General features: G+C 43.3%; 14 protein-coding genes. 3 read left to right on the top strand and 11 right to left on the bottom strand.

Annotated features, from left to right (window positions below):
- Window positions 1-138: 138 nt before the first annotated feature.
- The 7 genes from MWM02_RS14140 to MWM02_RS14170 form a co-directional block, all read right to left on the bottom strand.
- Entirely contained in the window at window positions 139-855 is a 717-nt protein-coding gene (locus MWM02_RS14140; protein WP_064551196.1) for an alanyl-tRNA editing protein, read from the bottom strand.
- A gap of 203 nt (window positions 856-1,058) precedes the next feature.
- Window positions 1,059-1,259 (bottom strand): ArpU family phage packaging/lysis transcriptional regulator, encoded by a 201-nt coding sequence (locus MWM02_RS14145; protein ID WP_232509533.1) that lies wholly within the window; start codon window positions 1,257-1,259, stop codon window positions 1,059-1,061.
- Window positions 1,260-2,040: 781 nt separating this feature from the next.
- Entirely contained in the window at window positions 2,041-2,907 is an 867-nt protein-coding gene (locus tag MWM02_RS14150) for an NAD(P)-dependent oxidoreductase (RefSeq protein WP_064551197.1), read from the bottom strand.
- Between the two features lie 258 nt (window positions 2,908-3,165).
- Window positions 3,166-3,951 carry an SDR family oxidoreductase gene (locus tag MWM02_RS14155; protein ID WP_244402265.1) on the bottom strand — a complete coding sequence of 262 codons (786 nt, stop codon included), beginning with the start codon at window positions 3,949-3,951 and terminating at the stop codon, window positions 3,166-3,168.
- Window positions 3,952-4,339: 388 nt separating this feature from the next.
- Window positions 4,340-5,611, bottom strand: coding sequence for a 2-oxoglutarate dehydrogenase complex dihydrolipoyllysine-residue succinyltransferase (odhB, locus tag MWM02_RS14160; RefSeq protein WP_064551198.1), 1,272 nt, complete (start codon window positions 5,609-5,611; stop codon window positions 4,340-4,342).
- 26 nt (window positions 5,612-5,637) lie between these two features.
- Window positions 5,638-8,496: a 2-oxoglutarate dehydrogenase E1 component gene (locus MWM02_RS14165; RefSeq protein WP_064551199.1), complete on the bottom strand. Its 2,859-nt coding sequence runs from the start codon at window positions 8,494-8,496 to the stop codon at window positions 5,638-5,640.
- Between the two features lie 305 nt (window positions 8,497-8,801).
- Window positions 8,802-10,775 (bottom strand): methyl-accepting chemotaxis protein, encoded by a 1,974-nt coding sequence (locus MWM02_RS14170; protein WP_244402266.1) that lies wholly within the window; start codon window positions 10,773-10,775, stop codon window positions 8,802-8,804.
- 399 nt (window positions 10,776-11,174) lie between these two features.
- Between MWM02_RS14170 and MWM02_RS14175 the strand changes: the two genes are divergently transcribed.
- Window positions 11,175-11,492 (top strand): hypothetical protein, encoded by a 318-nt coding sequence (locus MWM02_RS14175; RefSeq protein WP_244402267.1) that lies wholly within the window; start codon window positions 11,175-11,177, stop codon window positions 11,490-11,492.
- A gap of 77 nt (window positions 11,493-11,569) precedes the next feature.
- Here the strand turns inward: MWM02_RS14175 and ptsP are convergent, their stop codons facing one another.
- The 4 genes from ptsP to glcT form a co-directional block, all read right to left on the bottom strand.
- On the bottom strand, window positions 11,570-13,291 hold the full coding sequence (gene ptsP, locus MWM02_RS14180) for a phosphoenolpyruvate--protein phosphotransferase (protein WP_064551202.1): 1,722 nt from the start codon (window positions 13,289-13,291) through the stop codon (window positions 11,570-11,572).
- The gene (locus tag MWM02_RS14185; RefSeq protein WP_064551203.1) at window positions 13,291-13,557 is read right to left on the bottom strand and encodes a phosphocarrier protein HPr; all 267 of its coding nucleotides are present in this window, start codon (window positions 13,555-13,557) and stop codon (window positions 13,291-13,293) included. Before MWM02_RS14185 ends, ptsP begins: the two co-directional genes overlap by 1 nt.
- 101 nt (window positions 13,558-13,658) lie before the next feature.
- Window positions 13,659-15,695 (bottom strand): glucose-specific PTS transporter subunit IIBC, encoded by a 2,037-nt coding sequence (gene ptsG, locus MWM02_RS14190; protein WP_244402268.1) that lies wholly within the window; start codon window positions 15,693-15,695, stop codon window positions 13,659-13,661.
- 268 nt (window positions 15,696-15,963) lie between these two features.
- Window positions 15,964-16,821 (bottom strand): glucose PTS transporter transcription antiterminator GlcT, encoded by an 858-nt coding sequence (gene glcT / locus MWM02_RS14195; RefSeq protein WP_244402269.1) that lies wholly within the window; start codon window positions 16,819-16,821, stop codon window positions 15,964-15,966.
- Between the two features lie 171 nt (window positions 16,822-16,992).
- On the opposite strand from glcT, the gene MWM02_RS14200 reads away from it, so the two are divergent.
- Window positions 16,993-17,814, top strand: coding sequence for an HAD family hydrolase (locus MWM02_RS14200; protein WP_244402270.1), 822 nt, complete (start codon window positions 16,993-16,995; stop codon window positions 17,812-17,814).
- Between the two features lie 166 nt (window positions 17,815-17,980).
- Window positions 17,981-18,745 (top strand): alpha/beta fold hydrolase, encoded by a 765-nt coding sequence (locus MWM02_RS14205; RefSeq protein ID WP_244402271.1) that lies wholly within the window; start codon window positions 17,981-17,983, stop codon window positions 18,743-18,745.
- The last annotated feature ends 57 nt before the right edge of the window (window positions 18,746-18,802 follow it).

Raw genomic sequence — 18,802 nt, forward strand, 5'->3', positions numbered from 1 at the left:
TTTTCCCTTTTGCTTGACTTCTTTGTTTGCTTGCGGAATTATCTGTCCTACCCAAAGGATATGAATCCCCTTATAGTAGACAGAAAAAACTCCTCTGTTTACTATGGAGGGGATTTTTCTATTTGTTTGTAAATTTGTTCAAGTATAGTTTAAAGTAACTTCTAAGCGCTTTTTGTTTTGTCCTTTACTTTTGATTTTTGAAATTTGAAAAGAGCCTATTTCTTTTGTTTCCTTTACATGTGTTCCCCCACAAGCCTGTTCATCAATGTCGCCAATAGCAACGAGTCGAACATTCTTAATAGAAGGAGGCAGCAAATTAATAACTGTTTTAATAAAACCATCAATTTTCTCAGCTTCTTCACGGCTAACAGTTCGTATTGAGACTCGATGGTTTTCTTGGATTAACTTGTTTATTTCATCTTCAACCTCTTTAAATTGTTCGTCTGTTAAAGGTTCTTCAAATTGAAAATCTATTCTTGCCCGATCCTCAAAAATCTGATTTCCTGTCGCTAAAGCACCAAATTTGTTATAAAGATAACCAGCTAATACATGTAACAGGGAATGATAACGCATAAATTTATATCGTCGATCCCAGTTTATCAGTATTTCTACAGGACCTTGCTTTAGTTTTTCCACATTATCCACATAATGGACAATTTGTCCATTCTCTCTTTGGACATTATTCACTTTCAATGTCTCATTTCCTTGTTTGATAATTCCTGTATCATGAGGTTGGCCACCACCTGTAGGATAGAAAATCGTCTCGTCTAAAATAATTTTGTCTTCCTTAATTTCTGTGACTTTAGCATGATGTGCTTTTTTATAACTGTCTTCTAAGAAAAGTTCTCTTGTCATATGTAAATCTACCTCCAATCATTAATGTTAAATATTTTCATTATATTATAACAAATAACATTTTTTTAAAAATAGACAAAAATGATAGAAACTGTGGTGAGGGAAATGGGGATATTGTTCTAAAACGCATAATGGATGCATAAAAGAACTTAATAAAAAATTGACCTTTCTTAGAAAAAACTATTTCTAAGTGAATGAAGCTCTTAAACAAGTTCCTCTTCTTTGTACGCTTCGATTCGCAACACAAAGGTAAGCTTGTAAAATGCCTTTTCGCGTATGCGATAGAAGGTTGATTCGCCAATTGCCATCTCGTTATATACATCGCAGTCGCGTGGTTCCTCTAAACACATATATCTCTTGATAATCAATTCCCGTTCCATCTCCGCACGGCGTATTCTCTCCATACATTCATCACATTCTCGTTCGAAATCCGCTTTTTGGTAGTTGCTGCGCTTTCTGTGGATGAATGAAAATTTGCTTTGTAAACTTTAGAGCTTTCCAATGCAGGAATAGCCGATGCCCCGGTGGCCATTCATCTTCTGGAACGAGCTGAAATTAGCGATTTGTGAAAATATTCAGTGTGAGCATGTACTGCAGGAAATTCGGAAGCATAGTAATGGATTGGGACCGTTCATTTTTTCCCTTTCTCAAAAACCGATGTTGCTGCTGTATCAACGCAAATGCCTTGTATCAAGTTTTTCATCTTCGTTCACAGTTTCGTCAGGCAAATAGTTAATATTAATTCATATTTTACCAGTTCATAATATTATTTTTTATAACTTGTGATATCCGTCCGTTTCAAAAATCCTCACAATACATTTAATGTTTATAGATACTCTAGGAGGTGATTTTCCATGTTTTGCACTAGACCAGTTATATGTCCACCTAGATATGTGGTGCGAGACCGTTACATTCCTCGTGTAGTTCCTTATATTCATCCGGTTGTAAATATTAATCGCTACAATATCGTTAATGTTCCTAGACATATTTATAGACCGATTACAAGAAACGTGGTTGTTGACCCTGGATACCCTACTCATTGCTGTTAATCAACACAAATGCCCTACTTTTATCAAGTAGGGCATTTGTATAGTAATAAGGTGGTCAAAAAAGAAAAGGAACACCAGAAAACTCCAGTGTTCCAAGTTTTTTGGGCGATGATTACACCATGAAGATGGCGCTTGTTTATTTCTGAATATATCGCTTATATAAAGCTTGCGTGCCGCTATTTTCCTCTCCTGCTTTTGCCAGTTCTTCATACATCGATTTCGCAAGCGCAAGCCCTGGCAGCTGCAAATTCATTTTTTCCGCCTCTTCCAACGCGATTTTCATGTCTTTAATAAAATGTTTTACATAAAAGCCCGGTTGAAAATCTCCCGCGAGCATACGAGGCGCCAAATTGCTCAACGACCAACTTCCTGCCGCGCCTTGCGAAATGCTTTCCAACACTTTTAACGGATCTAATCCCGAACGTTTCGCGTATGCAAGCGCCTCACAAACGCCAATCATGTTCGACGCGATCGCAATTTGATTGCACATTTTCGCGTGCTGGCCAGCGCCAGCTTTTCCTTGGAGGACAATGTTCGTCCCCAATCTTTCCAAAATCGGTTTGCATGCGGAAAAGACTTCTTCATCTCCGCCGACCATAATCGTCAACTTTCCTTCTTTCGCGCCAATATCCCCGCCGGAAACGGGGGCGTCAAGCGCATAAACATTCCGCGCTTTCGCCGCTTTATAAATTTTTTCAGCGAGCGATGGAGTCGATGTGGTCATGTCGATCACATATGTACCTTCTTTCACGTTTGCAAGTATTCCTTCTTCTCCAAAATATATTTCTTCCACATCCTTTGGATATCCAACCATTGTAATGACAACATCCGCTTCTTTGGCAAGCTGAGCGACTGTTTCTTTCCAAACAGCTCCCTCTTCAATAAGATCGTTTGCTTTTTCTTTCGTCCGCGTGTAAACGAGCAGCGGATAACCGCCTTTTAGCAAATTGCGCGCCATGCTTTTCCCCATTACGCCAAGGCCGATAAATCCGATTGTTTTCACTGTCTTGCTCCCCTCCCTATGACGATTCGTCACAAAAAAGATTTTGCTTTGAGGCGCTATCTTTCTTCTCAAAAATATCCCCTATTCGCTTCATTCTGCAATGCAAAGACTTTTGGCGGCTCCAGCAATATTAGGATTTTCGTCCATGAAAAGAAGACGCCAATCCCACCGGCAAAACCTGCAAAAAGACCTGCGGCGACTTTATTTTCATTTCACTAATTAGCCGTGCACCTGCAGCGAAAAACACGCCCATCTATATTAAATCGCTTTTACCATTCCACCGTCAACAATGAGAGATTGACCGGTGATATACGAGTTAGCTTCTGAAAGAAGGAATGTAACGACATTGGCAAATTCCTCCGGCGTACCGTAACGGCCAAGCGGAATCGCGCTTTTCATGCGCTTCTCCATTTCTTCCTTCGAAATTCCTAATTTTTCAGCATTGATTTTATCTAAAAACGCAACTCTTTCTGTCGCAATTCGCCCCGGTGCGACTGTATTAATTAAAATGTTGTACGGAGCAAACTCTGCAGCCAGTGTTTTCGTCAAACCGACGATGCCAGTGCGGAATGTATTAGATAAAATCAATCCGGGAATCGGCTCCTTAATGGAAGAAGAAGCGATGTTGACAATTTTCCCCCCTTTTTTCTTTAAATACGGAAGCGCTTCGCGAATAACGCGGATATAGCTAAGCAAATTCAATTCAAACGCATGGTACCAGTCTTCGTCGCTAATCGTTTCAAACGTTCCCGCAGGTGGCCCCCCGGCGTTGTTCACCAACAAATCAATCGTTCCATAATTGTCTACCGTTTTTTGCACAAGGCGGCGAATATCTTCTGCTTTCGTAATATCCGCTTGAACGTAGGCAATTTTTCCTTTATGCAAGTCACGCAACTCTTGCTCTACTTCTTGCAGTTTTTCTTCGTTTCGGCTTGTAATCATGACATTCGCCCCTTCCAGCACAAGCTGACGGGCAATTGCTTTGCCAAGACCTTGACTGGATGCGACGACAAGCGCCGTTTTCCCTGATAAGCGCAACTCCATCGCTTTTTCCTCCTCCATTATAAATGTTTTTATTAAAATGATTTCGTCGCGTTTTCTTCTTTTCCTCCTTAACAAATAAAAAAGCGATTCGCTTAGCGTCATCATGCATTGAGCGAAATTGTCCCATTCTTCATCTGCATCATTTGAAACACGTTTCCGCGTACCGCTAACTCGCTTTCTCTCTTCATGAGCCCATCTATCGCAAACGCATCGTTCTTGATTTTTTCTCTACCAACAGGAAAGACCGCTTTTCCTCCGCTCGAACACATCATCGCTTCTTGGCAACATTCCGTTACAATCGAACGAACCGTTCCATTTCAGCATTCGTAAATCGGAAAAAAGGAGGAGGCTCCAAAGAGACGCTTTTTGGAGCCTGCCTCCTTTTTCCTTAACTTTCTAATAGAAGATCTTCTGGATTTTCGATCAAGTCTTTGATCGTTTTTAAGAAGCCGACCGCTTCTTTTCCGTCAATAATTCGATGATCATACGATAACGCTACATACATCATTGGACGATTTTCGATTCGTTCTTCGTCGATTGCAACAGGCCGAAGTTTGATAGCATGCATTCCTAAAATGCCGACTTGCGGTCCGTTAAGAAGCGGAGTGGAAAACAGCGAACCAAACACTCCACCGTTTGTAATCGTAAACGTTCCGCCCTGCAGGTCGCTTAGCGATAGTTTATTGCTGCGCGCTTTCGCAGCCAGTTCGGCAATATCTCTTTCAATTTCGGCAAAGTTTTTCCGATCGCAGTCGCGCACGACCGGAACAACCAATCCTTCATCTGTTGAAACAGCGACACCAATGTCATAGTATTTTTTCAGGATAATTTCATCACCTTGAATTTCCGCATTGACGTAAGGATATTTTTTCAATGCTGCTACAGCCGCCTTCACGAAGAAAGACATAAACCCGAGGCGCACGTCGTGCTCTTCGAAAAATTTCTCTTTTTTCCGCTTCCGCAATTCTATAACCGCTGACATATCGATTTCATTAAACGTCGTCAACATTGCCGTAGATTGCGTTACTTCCAATAAACGTTTGGCGATCGTCTGACGGCGGCGCGACATTTTTTCGCGGACGACCGGCTTGCCGTCATTTTGCTGCACTGCCGATGGAGACGGTTGCGGAACCGGTGCTGCTGGCGCCGCTTGCGGTCTTGATTGTTGTTGCGCAAATGATTCCACATCTTGTTTGCGAACACGGCCTAACGGATCGACAGTAGGGACTTGTGTTAAATCAATGCCCTTTTCTCTTGCGATTTTCCGCGCTGCCGGCGAAGCAACTGGGCGCTGCGCCGGATGATTGCCGGCCACAACTGGCTGTTCTTGTTTTTCTTCCGTTTTGACCGCTGCTGCTTCTGTTTCTTGCGCTGCTTCTGACGTTGCCTTGCTTGCTGTTTCTTGCGCAGCCGGCTGAGCGGCCTGTTCTTCGCCAATGACAGCGATCGCTTGCCCTACGGCGACTGTATCTCCTTCACTTGCTAAAATCTTCTGCAATACTCCGGATTCTTCCGCCATAATTTCCACATTCACTTTATCTGTTTCCAATTCACAAATCGATTCGCCTTTTTCTACATAATCACCAGGTTTTTTTAACCATTGCGCGATGGTTCCTTCTGTAATTGATTCTGCTAATTCCGGAACTTTGACTTCAGCCACGTTAATGACCTCCCTAGATCTTGCAATTATTGTTCTTTTTTCGTTAATGCGCATTGAATGATACGCTCTTGCTCTTTTCGATGAACGACAGGATCACCCTCTGCAGGGCTCGCCCGTCTGCGTCTTCCGATGTAGCTTACATCTACCCCATCTGGAGCGATTTCTCGCAATTTCGGCTCGACATAACACCAGCTTCCCATGTTTTGCGGTTCTTCTTGAACCCATACGATTTCCTTAATGTTCGGATAGCGCTCCAAAATCGCTTGCAGTTCCTCTTTCGGGAATGGATACAATTCTTCTATGCGCACGACATGGAGCCAATCTAACCCTTCCATTTTATTGATTTGTTCCGCTAAATCAATCGTCAGCTTTCCAGTGCTTAAAATGATTCTTTCGACTTTCTCGCGGTTTTTGCCAAGCCCCTTTTGTTCAAGCACAGGATGGAACTGGCCGTTCGTAAACTCTTCCACATCCGAAGCAGCTAGCGGATGCCGCAGCAGGCTTTTCGGCGTCATCAGCACTAACGGGCGCACTTCTTCCCATCGCAAAATGCTAGCTTGCCGGCGCAAAATATGGAAATATTGAGCAGATGTGGACAAGTTCGCTACCGTCCAGTTATTTTCCGCCGCTAATTGCAAAAACCGTTCCAAGCGGCCGCTCGAATGTTCCGGGCCTTGTCCTTCATATCCGTGCGGAAGCAACATAACAAGGCCGGATTTTTGTCCCCATTTCGCCCGTCCAGACGAAATAAACTGGTCAAACATTACTTGCGCCATATTCGCAAAGTCGCCGAATTGTGCCTCCCATAAAACGAGCGTTTCCGGCGCAAAGACGTTATACCCGTATTCGTAGCCAAGCACTGCAGCCTCTGTCAGCGGGCTATTGTAAACAACAAACGAGGCGTTCGCTTCGCTAATATGATGAAGCGGCACAAACTCTTCGCCTGTTTTCACATCATGCAACACAAGATGGCGCTGGGCGAACGTGCCGCGCTGCGAATCTTGGCCGGTAAGCCGGATTGGAACACCATCGCGCAAAATCGTCGCGAACGCGAGAATTTCCGCATGCGCCCAGTCAATTTTCCCATTGCCATCAAACACGCCGTCGCGGCGTTTTAAAATGCGTTCTAGCTTATTAAACACATGGAAATTAGAAGGAAACTGCAATAACTCTTTGTTCAACCGACGCAATACATCTTTTTCCACAGCCGTTTTTACAAATGGCAATTTTCTTGCCACCGGCTTTGGCGGATCCATGATAAAATCGAGCTTTGATTCGTCTTTCGGAACTTTTTCATACGCGATTTTCAACCGCTCGGCAACTTCTCGTTCCATCTCTTCTACCGCTTCTTTTGTAATAATCCCTTTTTCCACCAGCTTTTGCGCATAAAGCTGGCGAACCGTTGGATGCTGTTGGATCACGTTATACATTGTCGGATTTGTCGCCATCGGTTCATCCATTTCGTTATGACCGAAGCGGCGGTAGCCAATTAAATCGATGACAAAATCTTTTTTGAAGCGCTGGCGGTATTTAAACGCAAGGTTCGCCGCTGCCAAACACGCTTCCGGATCGTCGGCATTCACATGCACAATCGGTATTTCAAAGCCTTTTGCGATGTCAGACGCGTATTTCGTGGAACGAGAATCATAACTTTCTGTTGTGAAGCCGATCATATTGTTCGCAATAATATGAATCGACCCGCCTGTCTGATATCCACGCAAGCGGCTTAAGTTCAATGTTTCCGCCACAATTCCTTGCCCAGGAAATGCCGCGTCCCCGTGAATCATAATAGCAAACGACGAATCCGTGTCTTGAGACGGCACGCCTGCGTTCGAGCGATCCTCTTGGGCAGCGCGTGTAAACCCTAAAACAACTGGACTGATCACTTCCAGATGGCTCGGGTTGTTCGCCAACGTAATTCTCATCGTATGCTCATTTTTGTTTCGCAAGCGGCGTGCTGCTCCCAAATGATATTTTACATCCCCCGTCCAGCCGTATGTAATCGCTACCGATCCTTCCGACGGGATGAAATCTTTGCTTTCCGCATGTTGAAACTCAGCAAAAATCATTTCATACGGTTTGCCAAGAACATGGGCGAGCACGTTTAAGCGTCCGCGGTGCGCCATGCCGATATTAATCGCTTTCACTTCATTTTCAATGGAATGGCGGACAAGTTCGTCCAACAGCGGAACCATCGAATCCAATCCTTCGATGGAAAAACGCTTTTGCCCGACAAACGTGCGATGAAGAAACTTTTCAAACCCTTCCACTTCCGTAAGGCGGCGAAGCAACGCCACCTTTTCTTCATTCGATAAACTTGGGTAATATGCACCTGATTCAATTTCCTTAATTAACCAGTTTTTTTCTTCTAAATTATGTACTTGCGAAAATTCAAAAGCAATTTTATCTGTATATATTTTTCTTAAATGGTTAATTGCATCCAATCCGTTGCGGACGTGCGAAGGTGCATGCGGGCAAATAAACGGAACCGGGATTTCTTTTAAATCTTCTTCCGTTAAATCGAATTCGCTTAACTCGATGCGGCGCGAATCTTTATTCTGGTTGTTTAATGGGTTGACATCTGCCGCCAGATGACCGTAATGCCGAATGTTGTCAGCCAGTTTTACAGCCGCAACGAGTTTGCTAAATATCGTCGGATTCTCAGGAAGACGGAACGTTTGATGAGTTTTGGCGGCGCTTTCGCTATACTCAAACCGCTCTGCTTCCGTTGTCGGCGCCCCCCACTGTTCAAATAACTGCTTCAATTCGGGGTCTACGCTGTCCGGATCCTCTAGATATTGCTCATACATTTCCATCACATATCCAAGGTTCGGACCGTAAAATTGACTCCATGGTTCTGCGTAGCTCATCGTTTGCTTTACCATTTTGAAAAACCTCCAACTATTTTCATTCATTTGGGAATGGTCGAGCCTGCTCCACGCACATCGCCAAAATACGAAGCGGGGCATGTCGCTCGCCATGCATTGTTCCCAAACAAACAAAGAAATAACGTTATAAACGTTTTCAACCTATATTTTAGCACTATTATTCATTAAAATCGATGATTAAAAACTAAAAATCGTCATATAATACTTACTTTTTTAAATAGAGTTTTAAAACATAAGAAAAAAGCGGCAACACATACGTATGTATTGCCGCAGAAAATAAAAATTTTAGAAGGACTTAAAGGCTATAGTTTAAATTTTTCCACTAGCTTTTGCAACTTCCGTCCCATCTCGCTTAATTTTTCCACCGATTCCGTCACCGTGCTTAATGCTTGCAATTGATTATCGGCCGACGCCGCCACTTCCTCCGCAGCAGCCGCGGATTGCTGCGCGATCGCAGAAATGCTTTGCATTGCTTCGATCACGCCATTCTTGCTTTCATTCATCCGGTTTGCTTCATCTGTAATATTAGCGATCGCCGTCGTTAACTCTTCCATCATTGTCGCAATTTTGAAAAATGAATCGCCGGTTATATGAACGGCTTGTTGCTGTTGTTCATACATATCTTTAGAATGGCCAAGTGCCTGCATCGCAAGATCGGCTTGCTGTTGGATCATCGCAATCGTCTGGCGAATTAGGTCGGTTGCTTTTGCCGATTGCTCCGCTAACTTTCGCACTTCTTCCGCAACAACGGCAAATCCTTTCCCATGTTCTCCCGCTCTTGCTGCCTCGATGCTGGCGTTTAATGCAAGCAAATTCGTTTGCCCAGAAATCGCTGTAATCGTTTGAATGACCTCATCGATTTTTTTCATTTTTTCGACTAAATCGTTCACCACTTTTTCCACTGCGAACAGTTCTTTTTTCGCCTCATCCGATTTTAATTGCAGCACATTTAAGTTCTCCAGCCCGTTATAGCTTGCTTCTTTTGTTTCGTTCGATAACGTTTGCATATTTGCCGCTGATTGCGTAACGGTTTCAATTTGCTTCGAAAGCGTTGCCGTCCGTTCGTTGATCGTATCTAAATCGCCGGCTTGCTCCGTCGCTCCTTTCGCAATATCGTTAATGGCGCCTGCGACTTGCTCGCTTGTCGCCATTGTTTCCTCAGAAACAGCGCTTAGATGATCGGCGGAAGCGGCCAGTTCGGCTACCGATTCATTTATTTGGCGAATAATCTCCCGCACTTGCGAAGTCATATAATTGAAATGATTAGCTAATTGCCCAATTTCGTCCTTTGATTTCACTTGCACCTGTACCGTTAAGTCACCTTGTGCCACTCTTTCGGTTTGATGCTGAAGCGTAACTAACGGTTTGACGATCGAGCGGGAAAGGAAATAAATGATAACGATACCAATCAATATTGCGATAGCTGCAATTGTGAACATTTTAGAGGCGAGCGAGTGGCTAATGGCAAGCAAATCTTTCTCTTTGTATACAACGCCAACCTTCCATCCTAGCTCAGGGATAGTGTCAAAATACATAACCCGTTTTTCATTTTCGGATGTATATGTATAGAAACCGCTTTTATTCGCTAACATGCGCTTGACGCTTGGGTTGTCTGACATATCTTTCCCTTTATATTTTGGGTGGACAATAGCGATTCCGCTTTGATCAATCAAAACGGGATAGCCATCATACCCGACATCGCTATCATTGACAATTTTTGTGACAGCATCTAACGTCATGTCCAGCCCAATCACAGCGACGACACGTCCGTTTGCGGTTACCGCTTTTGCCAATGTAACGATATTCTTTCCTGTTATCTCATCGACATAAGGCTTTGTCCAAACGATTTCATCTGGATTTGCTTCCGCTTTTTTATACCATGAACGAGATGTCGGATCATATCCATCAGGCAGCTGCATCGCCGGCGTTGTATACATTTTTTTGTCGGCTGTGCCAATATAAGCAAGCTGCACATTTTCATGGATTTTTAAAAACGTGCGAAGTTCTTGGTCAAGTTCCGGCCATACTTCATTATTTTTGACCATTTGTGCCACAACAGGGGATTCGCTAAATTGCAACAAACCATTTTCCTCGCTTTGGAAACTGTCGCGAATATCCTCGACCACCCCTTTTATGATCGTTTGTGCGCGTTTTTCGACATCTTTTTGGATCGCTTTTTTCGTTTCGACGACCCCGACAATTTGAGTGATCACCAATGAAGCAACCATTAACAACGCCATAAATACGATAAGTTTTGCCTTTAATGTTTTGAACACGTCTCCATTTCTCTCCTTTGCGCATTCTCATTTTTTGTCGAATCTTGTTTTATTTATTATAAAATTTATCATTATTTTCCGTCTATAGGAGCAGCTTCTCATAATTAAATAATTTATGAACAAGCGGTGAAAAAGCGGTTGCGAGATATATTTTGCAAACGACCAGCATCATTCCCAAAAATATGCGCCGCTCACATCGAGAAGGACCGTTTATTCACTTTTGGAGGAAAAAATCCGAACGAACGCAAACATAAATTTTAGGAAAAATAAGAAAATAAAATATTTTTTATTGCCATACTTTAGATAACCCCTACATGATTTTAGGTAACCGTTCATAAAAAGGAGGACAAAGAGGTATGAAAAGAAAGGAATTGTATAAACGGCGATGCTCCGCCAAAAGTGATCATACGCAATTACACGAAAAACGATTTTTCGCAATTAATTCGCGTTCAACAAGAAAGTTTCCGCCGCTATTTCCATCCGATCATAGTGGAACAAAGAGAAACTCGCCAATCATGTTTTGAAGGAGCGCTTTATGTGGAAATAGGCGGCCGTGTTGGCGGTATTCTGGCTGCATCCGATGGTTGCCGGCCCTCATCCCATTTAGGCGCTGCACTTGCACTTGGTAAAATCAACATGTACATTAGAGAAATGACGGAATGTGGTGGCATTCAGGCACTTCTTGCGGAAAAAACGATCGCTTTAGCATTCCCGTAGAGCACGTCGGCTCGTTATGATGAGTCTATGCTGAAGCAAATCAGCGGTGGAATCTGTATTCCACCGCTGATTATTCTTTATTCTATATGGAACGTTTGTTTCACAAACGCAACAACTTCTTCCGCTGTGCTCATAGACAGCAGCGTTTCTTTAAAGCGCGCTGCGTCTCCTTTGGATAATTTTTTCATTTGCGAACGCGCGCGCAAAATGGAAGTTGCGCTCATGCTAAACTCGTCCAATCCTAAACCGAGCAAAATCGGAATCGCTACAGGATCGCCCGCCATTTCACCACACATTCCAGCCCATTTTCCTTCTTTATGCGCCGCGTCGATCACATTGCTAATAAGGCGCAAAATGGCTGGATGATACGGTTGGTAAAGATAAGAGACTCGTTCGTTCATGCGGTCGGCAGCCATTGTATATTGAATTAAATCATTTGTGCCGATGCTAAAGAAATCCACTTCTTTCGCAAATTGATCGGCAAGTACTGCTGCCGCCGGAATTTCCACCATCATGCCGACTTCAATGTCTTCTTTTACCGGCACACCATCGCGCTGCAATTTTTCTTTTTCTTCTAAAAGAATCGCTTTTGCTTGGCGAAACTCATCAAGCGTGGCGATCATCGGGAACATAATTTTCAAATTCCCGTATACGCTCGCCCGCAATAAAGCGCGAAGCTGTGTGCGAAACATATCTTGCATTTCTAAGCAAAGGCGAATTGCGCGGAATCCTAAAAATGGATTCATTTCTTTCGGTAAATCTAAATATGGAAGCTCTTTATCGCCACCGATATCAAGCGTACGCACAACAACCGGTTTTCCTTCCATTCGTTCAAGCACCGTTTTATACGCTTCAAACTGTTCTTCTTCTGTCGGCAGTTCAGAACGTCCCATGTATAGAAATTCCGTACGGTACAAGCCAATTCCTTCCGCTCCGTTTTCGAGCACTCCTTTGACATCATCTGGCGTGCCGATGTTGGCAGCTAGTTCCACATGATGCCCATCGCTCGTCACCGTTTTTTCATGAACGAGCTTTGCCCATTCTGCTTTTTGCGCTTCATAGCGGGCGCGCTTTTCTTCATACTGCGCGAGCACATCTTCCGACGGATTAACAATGACATTGCCGTCCAATCCGTCAATAATTACAACATCACCAGTTTGAATTTCTGCTGTCGCTTGTTTCGTGCCGACAACAGCTGGAATTTCCATAGATCTCGCCATGATCGCCGAATGAGATGTGCGTCCCCCGATATCGGTTGCAAAGCCTTTTACATATTGGCGATTTAATTGCGCCGTATCGGATGGGGTTAAGTCTTCGGCAATAATCACAACTTCTTCGGAAATAAGGCTTGGGTTGGAAATCGCAACTCCAAGCAAATGAGCAAGCACCCGCTTTGTCACATCGCGAATATCGGCGGCGCGTTCTTTCATATACTCATTATCCATCGCTTCGAACATGGAAACGAACATCTCCGCCGTTTCATGCAATGCGTATTCCGCGTTCACTTGCTCTGCTGCAATTTTTTCTTTAATCGGATTTAATAATTCTGGGTCATTTAATACAAGCAGGTGTGCAGCAAAAATCGCGGCTTTATCTTCCCCTAATTGTTGCAAAGCATGTTGTTTGATGCTTTCCAGTTCTTCTTTCGCTTTTGCGACTGCCGCTTCGAAACGTGCAACTTCCGCTTGTGGATCGGAAACGGCTTTTCTCTCTACAACGAAATTAGGGGTTTCTAAGCGGTACGCCTTGGCAATGGCGATACCGCTCGATGCAGCAATTCCTTGAATTGTCTTTGTCATTACTGCGCAAGACCTTCCTTATTTAATGTTTCCGTCAATGCTGCTATCGCGTCTGCTGCATCTGCCCCTTCCGCCGTAATTTTGATTTGAGCACCTTTTGGAATTCCCAATGACATAACGCCCATAATCGATTTTAAGTTTACCGTTTTCCCATTGTACTCTAAATTAAGGTCGCTGTTGAATTTGCTTGCCGTTTGTACAAGTATCGTCGCAGGACGCGCATGAATTCCAGATTCGGAAATTACTTTAAACACTTTTTCAGCCATCGTCGTCATTCCCCTTTTCCTTTATATTTTCGTTTGTCATCATATCAAATAATAGCAACAATATTCAATTAGCAAAAGCAAATTTACAAGAAAAATTCACTTTATTGGCGAATTTCCGCGATACGGTCTTCCCCTTTTGTCACCGCTCCTTGTTTTTTCACATGAATTGCCTCATTCGGCTGCAAGTTTGTGAAAATAATCGGCGTCATAATAGAAGGAGCGTTATTTTTCACATATTCTAAATCTACATTTAAAATAGGCTGGCCTTTTTTCACTTCGTCTCCTTGTTGTACGAGCGCGGTAAAGCCTTGGCCGTTCAATTTGACCGTATCGATACCGAAATGGATTAAAATTTCATGCCCACCAACAGATTCAATTCCAATCGCGTGTTTTGTCGGGAATACATTCACAATTTTTCCATCCACAGGCGAAACAACCGTTCCATCTGTTGGCATAATCGCAAAGCCGTCACCCATCATTTTTTGTGAAAACACTTGATCAGGCACCTCAGAAAGCGGAACAACCTCTCCCGTTAACGGCGAAACGATCGTTTCTGCTTTCACTTCTTTCGCTTCTTTTGTTTCTTCCGCTGGTTCTTCCTGTTTTTCTTCTTTTGCTCGTGTCGGAGCGCGGCCTTCCATAATATCTTTAATTTGCCCTTTTAATATATCGGACTTTGGACCGAAAATGGCTTGCACATTGTTTCCCACTTCAAGCACACCCGCTGCTCCTAACGCTTTCAAGCGATCTTTATCGACTGCTTTAATATCGTTGACGGAAACACGCAAACGTGTGATGCACGCGTCTAAATGTGCGATATTTTCTTTACCGCCAAGCGCCGCCAACACTTCGTAAGGGAGATCGTCCCCTTCTGTCTTCGCCGTCGGCGCTTCTTCTGTTGCTTTTTCGCGGCCTGGCGTCGCCAAATCCCATTTGCGAATCGCAAAGCGGAATCCGAAGTAATAAATGACCGCAAACGCTAATCCGACCGGAATAACGAGCCACCACGCTGTCCGGTTCGGCAATACGCCAAATAGCAAGAAGTCAATAACTCCACCGGAGAAAGTCATTCCAATTTTTACGTTTAACAGGTGCATAATCATAAAAGATAATCCTGCAAAAATCGTATGGATCGCAAATAGCACTGGCGCAACGAATAGGAACGAAAATTCAATCGGTTCTGTAATCCCGGTCAAGAACGACGTTAACGCCGCTGATCCCATAATGCCGGCAACGACTTTTTTGTTTTCCGGACGCGCTTCATGATAAATCGCGAGCGCCGCCGCCGGGAGGCCGAACATCATAAACGGGAATTTCCCTGTCATAAACGTTCCCGCGGTTAATGACACTCCATCTTTTAATTGCTCGAAAAAGATTTTTTGGTCGCCATGCACCACTTGTCCTGCTTTATTGACATATTCGCCGAATTCAAACCAAAACGGCGCATAGAAAATATGGTGCAATCCAAACGGAATGAGTGCACGTTCAATGACCCCGAAAATAAATGCTGCGAGCGTCTTATTGGCATCAATCATATTATGAGAAAACGCATTTAACCCATGTTGAATCGGCGGCCATACCCATGTCATGATAATTCCGAGCAGAACGGCAGAAGCTGCCGTAATGATAGGCACGAAACGTTTTCCGGCAAAAAAGCCAAGATACTGCGGCAATTCAATGTTGAAATACTTATTGTACATATAGGCAGCCAATATACCTACAATAATGCCGCCAAACACCCCTGTTTGCAACGTCGGAATCCCTAATATATTCGCAAATGCCGGATTGTCGCCGATCATATCCGGAGTAACTCCTAATATCACGCTCATCGTGATATTCATAATTAAATAGCCGATAATCGCAGCAAGCCCGGCAACGCCATCGCCACCTGCTAGTCCAATGGCTACTCCGACGGCAAAAAGGAGCGAAAGGTTCGAAAACACGATGCCGCCTGCCTGTTCCATGACATCGGAAACAAGCACAACCCAATGAGCTTTCAGCGCCGGAATTTTATCCGTCAACGCCGGATTCTTCAACGCATTGCCAAAAGCGAGCAAAATTCCTGCCGCCGGCAAAATCGCAACAGGCAGCATGAGCGCTTTGCCGACTTTTTGCAGCGTACCAAATATTCGTTTCATTTTTATGCCCTCCTTCTCTCTATAAGTTTTGCAACAAACGTTACGTTCATGTACGACAAACGAGAAAATTCTCTCGCGGCTGTCGTGAAAAATAGCGCGTCCCATATCGTGATGAACAACACGCGAATAAAAACAAAAGGCATGAGCAAAGAAAGACAAAAATAGAACGCTTACAACAAGAGGAAAAAGAAAAATCCCTCTTGCCCGCTCCATTTTGTCTTCTTTACTCATGCCTGATCGAATCAGTAACACGTAAAGAGAGACAACTTTATTTGGTTGTTTCCTTTTCCTTTTTAGCAAGCCTTTGCAGATGCATTGTTAAATATACCGCTTCTGCTTCGTCTACCGGCATTTGTAACGTTTGTTGCATCACTTTAATCAACTTCCATGCAAGATTATAGCATAGCGGATATGCGTCTTTCAAGATTTTCGACAATTTTTTTGGTTCTTCGACTTTTTCTCCTTTTTTGATGCGTTCAATGGCGTAACGCAAATGGCGAATAAACCGCAAATAATGGATGCTGTCGCGATCAATCGCAATATGAAGCTGCTGTTCGACAATTTGAACGAGCTTGGCGATAAGCTGGGAATGTTGATTTACTTCAGAAAGGCTGTGTTTCGAAATTGCGCTATGAATGTGTAGCGCGATAAAGCCGGCTTCACCTTCCGGCAGCTCGACTCCTAATCTTCTGTTAATCATATCGACGACTTCACACGCAATTTCATATTCTAGCGGATATAAGCTTTTCGTTTCCACCAAGAACGGGTTTTTTAAATCAAGCCCTTTTTTCAACCGCTTCAGCGTAAACGAAATATGATCAGTCAGTGCGACGTGAATATGCTCGTTTAGCGGAGCGTTGACCCGCTGTTTAATATGCTGGATCACTTCGTTCATCAATCCGATAAATTCTTCATCAAGCTCTGGCAGCAACTTTTTGTATTGTTCCTGTTCCCGCTCATTTTTTAAAATGAAGCATTTTTCAACGGCGCTCTGCTCAATATAATCCCCTTTTTTCTTCCCGAACCCGATCCCTTTTCCAAGCAAAACAACTTCATCATACGTTGGATGTGAAGCGATTAACACGTTATTATTGAGCACTTTTTCCACCCGAAAGGACTCTGTCACAAAGCCCCACTCCTTTAATAAAACGTTTGCAATAATTATCATCTTACGCAACGATCTATAAATCGTCAATGAATAAATATTGACTTTTCCTGAATATATAAATTTCGTCTCTCTTTTTTCCCCTCTACGATGAAAGCATGTTACAATGATGAAGGAAAGGTGGGGACGATATTGATTAAACTGATTGTCAGCGATTTGGACGGAACGCTGCTCGGATTTGATAAACGCATGAAAAATGAAGATAAACGTGCGATTCAATTCGCGACGGAACAAGGGATTGATCTTGCGATTGCATCCGGCCGAATGGATAATGAAATTTTAGACGTGCTGAAGGAATTGCAACAAAAAGCGCATCGCGTTAGCCAAAACGGTGCGTTCATTTACACAAAAACAAATTTGCGGCTTCATGCAGTCACTTTTCCCCCTCAATTAGCGCAGCAAATTTACCAGCAAGCAAAGGAATGGAAAGCGATCGTGCTCGTTTGCGATGAAAACGCATATTTTATTGAAGAAACGAACGAGTATACCAATGAAATAGAAAAACGGCTATTTTATGGACTATACGAACTCCCAAACATGCTTGATGCGATCGGCAAAGATATTCATCCGTCGAAAATTACTGTACTAGCGGAAGATAAACAAATTGTTGAATTTGAACAAAAAATCACCAATCAGTTTGGCAATCACGTCGACGCATTCATTTCCGAACCACGTTGCCTTGATATTATGCCAAAAAACATTAGCAAAGGAAATGCGATTCTCGCCTTAATAAAACATCTTCGCGTGCAGCCGCATGAAATCGCTTGTTTCGGCGACGCCTTCAACGATATTCCAATGTTCCGTTTAACTCCTTACAGCTTTGCCATGTCTCATGCCCATCCTGCTGTTAAAAAAGAGGCGCAATACGTTGTCCATTCGGTAAGCGAAGGGATACAAATGATTCTTACAAACGCTTCTTCGACAAAAATGATGCAACAAAAGCTGGCCGATTAAAAATTGCCAGCTTTTTTTATGTTTTTCCCTAGATAGATTCATACTATGAGTAGGCATGCAAACAGAAACGAATCTAGGAAATGGTGTAAAAAATGCAGCAAAAAAACGATTTTGTTTTCGGTGATCCATACAATCAGGATGAAATCTGCAAACAGGAGGAGTTGCCATGCCGTATGCTACGGTAGAAGACGGCGTTTGTCTTTACTACGAGGAAATGGGGAGCGGTACACCGCTTTTATTCATTCATCCGCCTGGGATGGGGCATATCGTTTTCCGCCATCAGCAATCTTTATCAAGCCACTTACGCGTCATTATGTACGATATGCGCGGCAATGGGAAAAGCAGCCCGTCGAATCGTTCGATTACAATTCCATTGTTGGCCCATGATATTCATTGCCTGCTTAATGCGCTTCACGTAAAACAGGCGGTTGTTTGCGGCTATTCCAATGGCGGATCGATCGCATTAGAGTTTGCCTTGCGCTATCCCCACAAAGTGAAAACGCTCGTTTTAATCGGTGGATTTTCTGAAGTATGCACAGCTTTTCTGCGTTATGAATTTTTGCTTGGCATTTATACGGCAAAAATCGGCGCTGTTTCTTTACTTGCGAACGTATTGGCGAAATCGCATGAAAAAAATAAAAAAGAGCAACAGGAAATCAAACAATACGTGCAATTAGTCAACAAAAAAGACTTAATAAACATGTACGAAAAAGGATTAGCCTATTCCTGTACGGAACGCCTTGCATCGTTGCGTATGCCGCTTCTTCTTATTTATGGCGCCCGCGACTACCATATGCATCCGTATGAGAAGCTATTTCGAAAAAATGTGCCTCATGCGAAAATAATCTATATTGAAAACGCACACCATCAAATTCCTACAAAACATCATTGTGAATTAAATGGAATTTTAAAGGCATATTGTGTAACATAGACAGAAGAAGAAGGAAAAACAACGTCAAAACAAAGCAAGCCAAGAAACAGCCAATCC

Origin of the sequence: Parageobacillus sp. KH3-4 (genome assembly GCF_022846435.1) — a bacterium.
Classification (GTDB): Bacteria; Bacillota; Bacilli; order Bacillales; family Anoxybacillaceae; genus Parageobacillus; species Parageobacillus thermoglucosidasius_A.